The sequence below is a fragment of the Arthrobacter agilis genome (assembly GCF_002953615.1).
GTDB lineage: Bacteria > Actinomycetota > Actinomycetes > Actinomycetales > Micrococcaceae > Arthrobacter_D > Arthrobacter_D agilis_B.
On sequence record NZ_CP024915.1, the window covers coordinates 664,417 to 675,762 of the forward strand.

Annotated in this window: 9 protein-coding genes, 1 tRNA gene and 2 pseudogenes; 4 read left to right on the forward strand and 8 right to left on the reverse strand. The window is 68.6% G+C overall.

What is annotated here, in order from left to right:
* From CVO76_RS03250 to CVO76_RS03260, 3 genes and pseudogenes are all read left to right on the forward strand, one after another.
* A pseudogene (locus CVO76_RS03250) lies at nt 1-364 on the forward strand (NAD(P)/FAD-dependent oxidoreductase); the annotation flags it as partial.
* A gap of 116 nt (nt 365-480) precedes the next feature.
* A tRNA-Leu gene (locus CVO76_RS03255) sits at nt 481-553 on the forward strand.
* 240 nt (nt 554-793) lie between these two features.
* On the forward strand, nt 794-2,191 hold the full coding sequence (locus CVO76_RS03260) for an ABC transporter substrate-binding protein (RefSeq protein ID WP_133081984.1): 1,398 nt from the start codon (nt 794-796) through the stop codon (nt 2,189-2,191).
* 146 nt (nt 2,192-2,337) lie between these two features.
* Here CVO76_RS03260 and CVO76_RS03265 read toward each other — a convergent pair whose 3' ends face one another.
* From CVO76_RS03265 to CVO76_RS03285, 5 genes are all read right to left on the reverse strand, one after another.
* The gene (locus CVO76_RS03265; protein WP_208740656.1) at nt 2,338-3,048 is read right to left on the reverse strand and encodes a hypothetical protein; all 711 of its coding nucleotides are present in this window, start codon (nt 3,046-3,048) and stop codon (nt 2,338-2,340) included.
* Nucleotides 3,049-3,198: 150 nt separating this feature from the next.
* Nucleotides 3,199-3,942, reverse strand: coding sequence for an ABC transporter ATP-binding protein (locus CVO76_RS03270; protein WP_133081986.1), 744 nt, complete (start codon nt 3,940-3,942; stop codon nt 3,199-3,201).
* On the reverse strand, nt 3,939-4,919 hold the full coding sequence (locus CVO76_RS03275; RefSeq protein WP_133082266.1) for an ABC transporter ATP-binding protein: 981 nt from the start codon (nt 4,917-4,919) through the stop codon (nt 3,939-3,941). Before CVO76_RS03275 ends, CVO76_RS03270 begins: the two co-directional genes overlap by 4 nt.
* Before the next feature lie 140 nt (nt 4,920-5,059).
* Entirely contained in the window at nt 5,060-6,040 is a 981-nt protein-coding gene (locus CVO76_RS03280) for a branched-chain amino acid ABC transporter permease (RefSeq protein ID WP_133081987.1), read from the reverse strand.
* Nucleotides 6,041-6,049: 9 nt separating this feature from the next.
* Complete coding sequence (locus CVO76_RS03285; RefSeq protein WP_133081988.1) at nt 6,050-7,390, reverse strand: branched-chain amino acid ABC transporter permease; 1,341 nt, start codon at nt 7,388-7,390, stop codon at nt 6,050-6,052.
* 294 nt (nt 7,391-7,684) lie between these two features.
* Here CVO76_RS03285 and CVO76_RS03290 point away from each other — a divergent pair, with 294 nt between their 5' ends.
* Entirely contained in the window at nt 7,685-8,539 is an 855-nt protein-coding gene (locus CVO76_RS03290) for a Bax inhibitor-1/YccA family protein (protein WP_208740657.1), read from the forward strand.
* A 97-nt stretch (nt 8,540-8,636) separates the two neighbouring features.
* On the opposite strand, the gene galK is transcribed toward CVO76_RS03290, so the two are convergent.
* From galK to CVO76_RS03305, 3 genes and pseudogenes are all read right to left on the reverse strand, one after another.
* On the reverse strand, nt 8,637-9,791 hold the full coding sequence (galK, locus tag CVO76_RS03295) for a galactokinase (RefSeq protein WP_208740658.1): 1,155 nt from the start codon (nt 9,789-9,791) through the stop codon (nt 8,637-8,639).
* Nucleotides 9,788-10,912 carry a galactose-1-phosphate uridylyltransferase gene (galT, locus tag CVO76_RS03300; protein WP_208740659.1) on the reverse strand — a complete coding sequence of 375 codons (1,125 nt, stop codon included), beginning with the start codon at nt 10,910-10,912 and terminating at the stop codon, nt 9,788-9,790. Before galT ends, galK begins: the two co-directional genes overlap by 4 nt.
* Nucleotides 10,909-11,346, reverse strand: a pseudogene (locus CVO76_RS03305) (DeoR/GlpR family DNA-binding transcription regulator); the annotation flags it as partial. The gene galT and the pseudogene CVO76_RS03305, both read right to left, overlap by 4 nt.

An 11,346-nucleotide genomic window follows, 5' to 3' on the forward strand; every position in this document is an offset into this window, starting at 1 on the left:
GAACTACGGGCTGGGTGAGGTTAAGGAGTACCGCCACACCAACCTCGGCGCCGTGGCCGGATTCGGCCAGTTCAAGGGTGTCGCGAACATCATGGGCTTCGGCATGAAGGGCTTCCCGGCCTGGCTCGCACACCGCGGCTACCACGGCTTCGCGATGCCCATGTACGAGCGCAAGGCCCGCGTGATCGTCAACTGGAGCATGAGCTTCCTGTTCGGCCGCGACCTCGCCCCGATCTCGGACCTCCAGACGCCCCAGCGCCAGTTCCGCGAGGCGGCCACCCCGCCGCCGAAGAAGGACACGGCGCTGCAGAGCCAGCCGCCCACGCCGGCAGGCAAGGCCGCATCCGCCAAGGCTTCCGCCTGACGTAGCGCAGCACAGCACGAAGAACGACGGCGACCGCCTCCCCGGGGTCGCCGTCGTTCTTCGTGGAGTGTGTCCGGGAGGTCCGCGTGTCCGCGGTACGCTTGACCGGCCGGCCGGCCCCAGTAGCCCAATGGCAGAGGCAGCAGACTTAAAATCTGTTCAGTCAGGGTTCGAGTCCCTGCTGGGGCACTCCCCGTCCACGGCCCACCGTCCTGTTTCGAACCGCACGGCTGCCGTCCGTCGATAGGCAGTGGACTGAGTAGCGCCCGCTGTCAAGAGTGCGTTCCGCCTCCTGTGATGAGCGTTACAAGGATGTAACCCGATTCCCTTATCTCAGACACAAAATTGCATTAGTTTTTCCTACAAGCCAGGAACACCTGGCAATCGCGTCAAAGGCGGCAAGAGCCTTTCGGTCGAGGAGACTAATTAATGACTGCATCACGCAACTCCGCGCGGTTCGGCATCGGGGAGAATGCCCCGCGCGCGGCAAAGGTCGCTGCCCTGAGCCTGGGCATCGCGCTCTTTGCCTCCGGCTGCGGTGGCGGCGGGACCACGGGTTCCGAGGCCGAGGGTGGCGACACCGAGACCACCGCTGCTGCCGGCACTTCTGCACTGGCCTGTCCCGAGAGTGAGGGCGGCACCGGTGAGGAGCAGGGCGAGAAGGGTGATCCCGCAGCCGTACCGGCCAGCAAGACCACGAGCCCGGAGCCGCTCAAGATCGGCTCCATCCTGCCGACCACCGGCACCCTCGCGTTCCTCGGCCCGCCCGAGATCGCCGGCGTCAACCTCGCCGTCGAGGAAGTCAACGCCGCAGGCGGTGTGCTGGGCCAGGACATCTCGATCACGCACCGTGATTCCGGTGACACCACCACCGACATCGCGACCCAGTCCGTGACCGATCTGCTCTCGCAGAACGTCAGCGCCATCGTCGGTGCCGCATCGTCGGGCGTCTCGAAGACCGTCATCAACCAGATCACCGGTGCCGGCGTGGTGCAGTTCTCGCCCGCCAACACCGCCGCCGAGTTCACGACCTGGGACGACCAGGGACTGTACTTCCGCACCGCTCCCTCGGACGTCCTCCAGGGCCGCACGCTCGGCAACTACATCATGACCTGTGGCGCCCAGACCGTCGGCATGATCACCCTGAACGACGCGTACGGCACCGGCCTGCAGGGCACCATCCAGGAGACCGTCGAGTCGGCGGGCGGCCAGGTCGTCGCCAACGAGATGTTCAACACGGGTGACTCGCAGTTCTCGAGCCAGGTGGACGCGATCGCCGCGGCGAAGCCGGATGCGATCGTCCTCATCAGCTTCGACGAGGCCAAGAGCATCGTCCCGCTGCTCGTCGCCAAGGGCATCGATGCCAGCACGCTGTTCATGGTCGACGGCAACACCTCCGACTACAGCGCGGACCTCGACGCAGGAACCCTCGAAGGAGCCCAGGGCACCATCCCCGGCCCCTTCACCGGAACCGGCTTCCAGGAGAGCCTCGCGACGATCGACCCGAACCTCACCAGCTACGCCTACGCCGGCGAGAGCTACGACGCCGTGAACCTCATCTCGCTCGCCTCCGAGGCCGCGGGAAGCGTCGAGGGCACGGAGATCGCGAAGCAGCTCGAGTCCGTCTCGAAGGACGGTACCAAGTGCTTCGACTTCGCGGGCTGCGTCACGCTCCTGCGCGAGGGCGAGGACATCGACTACGACGGAGTGTCCGGTCCCGTGACCTTCGACGAGAACGGTGACCCCACCGAGGCCGCCATCGGTATCTACAAGTACGACGCCGAGAACAAGCCCCAGCCGAGCCGTTCCGAGGTCGGAAAGCTCTAGTCCGGGATTCCCTCCCGATCGGAAGACACACGCAGAAGGCCCCGGCCACCCTTCCCAGGAAGGCGTGGACGGGGCCTTCTCCGTGCACGGCGTGAGCCGAGGAGGCGCGGCGTCGAGCGCGCGGCCCTGGGCAGGGCGGTGCGGGGTCAGGCGTCCCCCGGCCGGCGCCTGGAGAGGGCGTAGGAGGGCTCGCGGACCCTGCGGGCCCAGTCGTAGGTCCCGGCGCCGGCCAGGGGGTGCAGCACGGCGTCGAAGCGCAGGTCCTTCTCCTCACCCTGCCGGTCCAGGCGGAGCGTCAGGGTGCCGAAGTGCTGCCAGGGACCGCGCGGCGTCGCGAAGTACAGGCCGAGCTGCCACGGAGCAGTCCCCAGCGCCCGCTGGAACGCCCGCAGCGAGGAGGGCAGGCCCGAGGGGGTGAGCGTCCGGGCACCGAGCAGCACGGGGCCGTCCTCGCCGCGGTACGGCATCATCGTGGTCAGGGGAGCCCGTGAGGTGCGGAGCCGGGGGACCAGGGCGAAACGCGCAGGGAAGGACCACCCGGTCGAGGACAGCAGGACGTCCGAGAACGTCGACGGTGCCGGCGCGGTCTCCGGATGATGGATCCGCACCGCGAGGCTGACGATGTCCGGCAGCCCGTCCGGGGTCCCCACCGACCGCGAGAGGCGCGCCGTGGCCGGGCCCGTGCTCGGCTGGTCGATCCATGGGATCCCGCTGCGGAGGCCGTGGTCGTGCACCACGACGTCGCCGTCGAGCCTCAGACCGCGCGCATGGATGGGGCGGTGCCGGCGTACGTGCTTGATGCCGCGGAACAGGACCTCGAACCCCTTGCCGATCGTGGTGCTGGCCAGTCCTGCCATGTGTCCGGGGTCCCTCCGTCGTCCTGCCCGTCTCTCTTCCCCAACCTAGCGGCCATTAAACGGCTGTGGGCGGAGCCGCTGCCGGCTCCGCCCACCCCTTGCGCTCTGCGCCCGGATCACTCCCGCGCCCGGTGGATCACCGGACCCCGCTCAGGCGGTGTCCGCGAGCGTGCCGAGGTACAGCTGGATGACCTTCGGGTCCTTCATCAGTTCCCGGCCTGTCCCCGTGTACGCGTCCTTGCCCTGGTCCAGCACGTAGGCGCGGTCGCAGATCTGGAGGCAGCGGCGCGCGTTCTGCTCCACCATGATCACGGAGACCCCGGCCCGGTTGATCTCGTGGACCCGGAGGAACGTCTCGTCCTGCTTGACGGGGGAGAGGCCCGCCGAGGGCTCGTCCAGCAGCAGGACGGCCGGGTCCATCATGAGCGCGCGGCCCATGGCGACCATCTGGCGTTCGCCGCCCGACAGCGAGCCGGCCCGCTGCGCCTTGCGCTTGCCCAGTTCGGGGAAGAGTCCCGCCACGAAGTCGAAGCGTTCCTTGAAGTCCTTGGGCCGCTGGTACATGCCCATCTGGAGGTTCTCCTCGATGGTCAGCGTGCCGAAGACGTTGTTGTTCTGTGGCACGAAGCCGACGCCCCGGCTGACGAGCCGGTTCGCCTTCAGGCCCGTGAGGTCCTGTCCACGCACCACGACGGTGCCGGAGTGGACCTTCACGAGGCCGAACATCGCCTTCAGGAGTGTGGACTTGCCCGCTCCGTTGGGGCCGATGATGCCGATCAGCTCACCGCGCCGTGCCTCGATGCTGCAGCCGTTCAGGATGTTCACGCCGGGGATGTAGCCCGCGACGAGGTCGGTGACCTTGACCACCGAGTCGCCCTCGAATTCCTCTCTCACTTCGTCTCCTCATCCTTGTGCGAGCCCGCAGCGTGTGCGCCGCCGACCTCCGTGACGCCGTGGCCGAGGATTCCCTCGTCCTCCGTGCCGACGACCGACTCCTCGTCCTGCGCGAGCTCCTCCTCGAGGCGTTCGATGCCCGTGGAGTCCCCGAGGTCGACGTCGTGGTGGGCGCCGAGGTACGCGTCGATGACGGCCTGGTCCTTCATGACGATGTCCGGCGGACCCTCGGCGACGACCTTGCCCTCGGCCATGACCACGACCCAGTCGGCGATGTGGCGCACCATGTGCATGTCGTGCTCGACGAAGAGGACGGTCATCCCCTCCGACTTCAGGTTCTTGATGTGGTCGAGGAGCGACTGCGTGAGCGCCGGGTTGACGCCCGCCATCGGCTCGTCGAGCATCACGAGCCGAGGCCGGACCATGAGCGCCCGGGCCATCTCGAGGAGCTTGCGCTGCCCGCCGGACAGCGAGGCGGCGTAGTCGTCCCGCTTCGTGTCGAGCTTGAACTTCGTGAGCAGCACCTCGGCCTGCTGGGTGATCTCGCGTTCACGCCCGCCCCAGATCCCCTTGAAGAGGGCACGGGCCAGGCTCTCGCCCGGCTGGTCCGTCGCGCCGAGCCGCATGTTCTCCATGACGGTGAGCTTGCCCATGACCTTGGTGAGCTGGAACGTGCGGACCATGCCCATCCGTGCCACCTTGTGCGAGGCGACCTTCGCCAGGGGCTTCCCGTCGAACTCCCAGTCGCCGCTGTTCGGCACGTCGAAGCCCGTCAGCAGGTTGAACAGGGTGGTCTTCCCGGCGCCGTTGGGACCGATCAGGGCCGTGATCTTGTGCCGGGGGATCTCGAGGTGCTCGACGTCGACGGCGTTGATGCCGCCGAAGCTGCGCGTGACGTTGCGGGCGACGACGATGGGGTCGCGCTTGCGGCACCCGGGGCCGGCCGCCTCGGTGGTGATCGGCTCGGAGTCCGTCATGTGGTCGTGCGGCACTCCCGCCGCGGGGGCCGGACCGCCGTCCGCCGGGACGCCTGCCGCGTGGGCACCGCCCGGACCGTCGGGGAGCCCGGCGGTGCTGCCCGTCGCGCCGTTGCTGTTGCTGTCGCCGTGGTTGCCGGTCATGCGAACGCCAACTCCTTCTTGTTACCCAGGACGCCCTGCGGCCTGAAGACCATGAGCAGCATCAGTGCGACACCCACGAGGATGTAGCGCAGCTGACCCGCCTGCGAATTGGACAGGAACGTGATGGCGCCGACCTCGATCGCGCCGTACAGGAGTCCCTGCGTCAACGACAGCACCACCCAGAAGATCATCGCCCCGATGACCGGGCCGAGGACAGTGGCCATGCCGCCGAGGAGGAGGCAGGTGTAGAGGAAGAACGTCAGCTCGGTCGCGTAGTTCGCGGGCTGGACGGCACCGCGGGGCAGGGTGAAGATGATGCCGGCGAGCGAACCGAGGACACCGCCGATCACGAGTGCCTGCATCTTGTAGGCGTAGACGTTCTTGCCGAGCGAGCGCACCGCGTTCTCGTCCTCGCGGATGCCCTTGAGGACGCGGCCCCAGGGGCTGCGCATCAGGAGCCAGACGACGAGGCACGCGAGGATCACGACGGCCCAGCCGACGACGCGGATCCACAGGTCCCGTCCGCTCATGTCGAGGGGGCCGACCGCGTAGCTGTCGTTCCTGAACGGGTTGAGCGAGTAGAACCCGCCCTCGAACGCCGCGAGTCCGTTCGCGGATCCCGTGATGTCCGTGAGGCCGTTGGTCGTGACGATGTACCGGATGATCTCGGCCGCGGCGATGGTCACGATGGCCAGGTAGTCGGCGCGGAGGCGCAGGGTGGGGATGCCGAGCACTATCGCGAAGACGACCGATGCCAGCAGCGCCACCAGGACGGCCACGGGAAGCGGAGCGTTGAAGCTGAGCGTCGAGATGGCGTACCCGTAGGCTCCGACGGCCATGAAACCGGCCTGGCCGAAGTTCAGCAGGCCCGAGTAGCCGAAGTGGACGGCGAGGCCGAGTGCGGCGAGCGCGTAGGCGGCCGTCGTCGGGCTGATCAGTTCGCCGAACGCGTTGATGAGGATGTTTCCGAAGTCCATGGGGAGCCCCTAACCTATGCGCTCTCGGCGGCCGAGGATACCCTGCGGCCGGAACAGGAGCACGAGAATCATGATCAGCAGCGCTCCCACGTATTTGAGGTCTGCCTCGAGCCAGATGGTGGAGATCTCCACGAACAGCCCGACGATGATGGAGCCGACCAGTGCACCGAAGACGGTGCCCAGGCCACCGAGTGTGACGCCGGCGAAGATGAGCAGCAGGATCTGCTGCCCCATGTTGTAGGAGACGCCGGGACGGTAGTAGGCCCAGAGGATCCCGCCGAGGGCGGCGAGCATGCCGCCCATGACCCACACGATCCGGATGACGCGGTCCACGTCGATGCCGGATGCGGCCGCGAGGGCGGGGTTGTCGGCGACCGCGCGGGTCGCCTTGCCGATGCGTGTCCGCAGGAGCAGGAACGCGACCGCCAGGATGATCACGAGGCTCACGATCAGCGACGTCAGGTTGTTGCGCGAGATCGAGATGGAGCCGAGATCGATGATCTGGCTCTGCGAGCCGGGCAGCTGCTGCGTGGCGCCACCGAAGAAGAACTGGATGATGTACCGCAGTGCCAGCGCGAAGCCGATGCTGACGATCATCATCGGGACGAGTCCCGTGCCGCGCCGGCGGAGGGGCTTCCACAGCCCGGCGTCCTGGACGTAGCCGAGGAGTCCACCGCCCAGGACCGCGAGGACGATGGCGACCGCGATGGGGAGTCCGGCGGCCGCGAAGGCGAAGGCCAGGACCGCGCCGAGGGTGACCATCTCGCCGTGGGCGAAGTTGGTGAGCCCCGTGGTACCGAAGATCAGGGACAGCCCGACGGCGCTCAGGGCGAGCAGCAGGCCGAAGCTGAACCCGGCGAGTGCGCGTTCGGCGAGTGTCTCCAGGAACGAGGTCTGCTGGGCGACGATCCCCTCGCCGAAGAGGAACAGCGTGGTGGCGCTGGAGGTGTTGGCGAAGGTGACCTGGCGGGGGTTCTCCTGGCCCTCGGCCAGGGCGATGCCCTCGGGAAGGGTCTCCTCGTCGATGGCGACCTCGTAGGTGCCCTGCTCGGGCACCCCGATGCTCCAGGCGCCGTTGGGGCCCGATGTGGCCTCCCCTTCGAATCCGTTGCCGGTGGCGGTGACGGTGACGTCGGCGATCGGACCGTCGGCACCGCGGAGCACGCCGCCGATCCGGTTGTCGAACTCCTGGGCCTGGACGGTGCCGGCGGTCCGGACCTGGTGCAGTGCCTGGTCGGGCAGCTGGGGAGACGCCTGCGCCGCAGGGGCGCCGAGCAGCACGGTGGCCAGGAGTCCGAGCACCAGCAGCAGGGACCTCCTGATCCGTGCAGGCGTCGATAGGGGAATCAAAATGGGAACCTCCACGGTGGGGGCAGGCCCGGCGGCGAGCCGACGGGATCAAGAGTTGTGACGAGTGTCACGGGCGTGGGGATCATGTTACTAGCGGCATGTTTCGTGATTTCGCAAAAGCATCGCGACGAGGTAGCGATTCGGTAACGAAAGTTTTACCAAGGGACCTTGGTGTTGTAATTCCGGCTGCCATTCCTCCCGTCCGGCCGGGTGCCCGGGAACAAAACCCCGGCCGGACCGTTGGAATTGGTAGGGTTTCAACAACACTCAGCCCCCTATTGGAGGACTACAGAAATGGCACTTGGCGGTAATCCGGTTTTCAACGGGAAGAATTTCCGTTCCGCTACCCGGGGCAACGCGGCTGCAGGCTTCGGCACCACGACCTACGCGGGTCAGACCGTCGCGAACCAGCAGCAGTTGGAGCACATGTACAACCAGCCGTCCGCCGGACCCGCGCAGACGGGCCGGATGACGTTCGACGACGTGATCGTCAAGACGCTCCTGTCCCTGGGAGTCGTCCTGGTGGGAGCCGCGATCCCTGCGTTCCTCGTTCCGGGCCTCGCCCTTCCCCTCATGGTGCTGGGTGCGCTCGGCGGTTTCGTGCTCGGCCTCGTCAACTCCTTCAAGCGTGAGCCGTCGCCCGCGCTGATCCTGGCCTACGCGGGTCTCGAGGGCCTCTTCCTCGGTGGCCTGACCATGTTCTTCGAGAGCATGTTCCCGGGCATCGCGCTGCAGGCGCTGCTCGGAACGCTGATCGTCTTCGGTGTCACCCTCGCCCTCTTCAAGAGCGGTAAAGTCCGTGCCACCCCGAAGGCCATGAAGTTCTTTCTGATCGCTATCATCAGCTACGCGGCCTTCTCCCTGCTGAACCTCGGCCTCATGGTCTTCGGTGCCACCGATGGCATGTTCGGACTCCGCAGTGCTGACATCCCGGGGACCAACATCCCCTTCGGTCTGGTCATGGGGCTCCTCGCCATCGGGCTGGCTGCCTTCTCGCTCATCGTCGACTTCACCTCGATCAGCGAGGGTGTCCGGCAGGGTGCTCCCCAGAAGTACTCGTGGACGGCCGCTTTCGGCCTCACCGTCACGCTCGTGTGGCTCTACGTGGAGATCCTCCGACTCCTCGCGATCCTCCGGGGCGACGAGTAGCATCCGGACGCCCGGCCTGCCGGCCGGCTGAGGCGGATCACGAGCAGAGGGGCCCGCAACCGGGAGGTTGCGGGCCCCTCTGCTCTCCTGGAAGCTCTCAGGCGAGCCGGGCCGCACCCGCACCGGGCAGGACGCTGAAGATGACCGGTGCCCGGAAACCGGCCGCGGTGAAGGCGGCTTCGACGGCGTCCCGGATGGCCGGGACGTCACCGACCCGCGCCAGGGCGATCGCGGCACCGCCGAAACCGCCACCGGTCATGCGGGCACCGATGGCTCCCGCGTCGAGCGCCGCGTCCACCGCCGTGTCGAGTTCTGCACAGGAGATCTCGAAGTCGTCGCGCATCGAGGCGTGGCTCGCCACGAGGAGCGGGCCGATCTCCGCGGGTCCCTTCTCGGTGAGCACCTTCACGGTGTCCTCCACCCGGGCGTTCTCGGTCACGATGTGCCGGACGCGCCGGAACGTCTCCTCGTCCAGCACGCCCGCGGCCTCGGCCAGGTCCCCGACCGACAGGTCCCGGAGCGCCGGGACCCCCATGAGCTCGGCACCGAGTTCGCAGGAGCGGCGGCGCGCCGCGTATCCACCCGTGGAGTGGGAGTGGCTGACGCGCGTGTCGATGACCATGAGCTCCAGTCCGGCGCCCTCCAGGTCGAGCGGCACGAGCCTCGACTCCGTGGTGCGGCAGTCGAGGAAGACCGCATGCCCGGCCTCGCCGAGCAATGATGCGGACTGGTCCATGATGCCTGTGGGTGCGCCCACCATGCGGTTCTCTGCAAGCTGTCCGATCGCTGCGAGCTCACGCCGGGAGACCCCGGCACCCGACAGTTCGTTCGCGGCGACGGCGACGGAGCACTCGAGCGCGGCGGACGAGGAGAGCCCGGCGCCGACCGGCACGGACGAATCCACGAGCAGGTCCATCCCGGGGCAGCGGTGACCCGACTGCTCCAGTGCCCAGAGGACGCCGAGCGGATAGGCGGCCCAGCCCTGGACGCCCCCTTCCTCCAGCGAGTCGAGATCGGCCGTCACCGGAGCGTCATCGGGCGCGAACGTCGACGCGACCCGCACGATCCGGTCGGGACGCACCGCGGCCGCGACCGTCGTCGAGTGCTTGATGGCGAACGGCAGCACGAAGCCGTCGTTGTAGTCGGTGTGCTCGCCGATCACGTTCACGCGTCCCGGAGCGGACCAGAGGCCGTCCGGTTCGCCGCCGAAGCGGTCCGTGAAGGCTGCTGCGAGGTCGGTGGGGGAGTTCATGCGGGATCCTTCCGGGTGGCGGGAGTGGCGCTGCGCAGTGCTTCCGCGACCTTCTCCGGGGTGGTGTCGTTGATGAAAGCCCCCATGGCGGCTTCCGAGCCTGCCAGGAACTTCAGCTTGTCGGCGGCGCGCCGGGGCGAGGTCAGCTGGAGGTGCAGATAGCTCGCGGGCCGGAGGGCGTCGTCGATCGGAGCCTGCTGCCACGCCGCGATGTACGGCGTGGGGGTGGGATAGAGGGCGTCCAGCCTGCCCAGGAGCTCCAGGTAGACCGTGGTGAGCTCGTCCCGCTCCTCGCCGGTCAGACCCGCGATGTCGGCCACCCGGCGGTGGGGGACCAAATGCACCTCGAGCGGCCAGCGCGCCGCGAAGGGGACGAAGGCGCTGAAGTGCTTCCCCTCGATCACCATGCGGTCCCCGGAGGCCCGCTCGGCGGCCAGGGCGTGGCCCAGGAGCGTCTGCTTCCCGCCGGAGGCCTCGAAGAACTCGGCCGCCCGGGCCGCGAGGGTCGCGGCGCGGGGCGGGATGAACGGGTAGGCGTAGATCTGGCCGTGGGGGTGCAGCAGGGTCACGCCGATGTCCGCGCCGCGGTTCTCGAAGCAGAAGACCTGCTTGATCCCGGGCATGGCGGACAGTGCCTCCGTGCGGTGGGCCCAGGCGTCGATGACGGTCCTGGCACGCTGGGGGCTGAGGGAACCGAAGGAGCCTTCGTGCGCGGAGTCGAAGGCGACCACCTCGCACCGGCCGTACGCCGGCGCCGTCGTACCCCACTCGGGCGTGGCCGGGAGGTCGCCGAGATCCGGGCCGAAGGAGGAGAAGCGGTTCTCGAACACCACGACCTCGTAGTCGGTGGGGATCTCCGACAGGTTCGAGGGCGTCGTGGGGCACAGCGGGCACTGGTCTGCCGGTGGCAGGTGCGTCCGGGACTGGCGGTGCGCCGCGACGGCGATCCACTCGCCGGTCAGGGCGTCGTAGCGCGCGGTCCCGGCCGGCCCGCGCGGCGGGAGCCCGCGGGTGTCATGGGTGGCCACCGCGTCGCGGTGCAGGGCGGCGCTGCCCTCGAGCGCATCGAAGTAGATCAGCTCTCGCCCGTCGGACAGGCGAGTCGGGGTGATGGAGGTCATGGGCGCTCTTCCAGGTGGGGGTCGGGGACGGGATCGCAGAGGATGCGGGTCAGGGCGGCGTAGTCGTCGTCGGGCTGCCGATCGGTGACCAGCACGGCAGCGGCATCGAGCGCGGAGACGCGGGCGAGGCTCACCACGCCGAGCTTGGTGGAGTCCGCGAGGATCACGAGCCTGCCGCAGGTGCGCGCGAACGCCCGGTTCGTGTCGGCTTCGGCGAGGTTGGGGGTGGTGATGCCGGCGGCGGTGTCGACGCCGTGGGCTCCCATGAAGCACAGGTCCGCGTGGAGGGACGCGATGGTGCTGGTGGCGAGGGGGCCGACGAGCGCCTTGGACGGGGTGAGCTGGCCGCCCGAGAGGAGGACCTGCGGGGCCTCGGCGGGCGAGGCCGCGTGCAGGCGGTGGAGCTCGTCCGCCCAGGGGACGCTCGGTCTCGA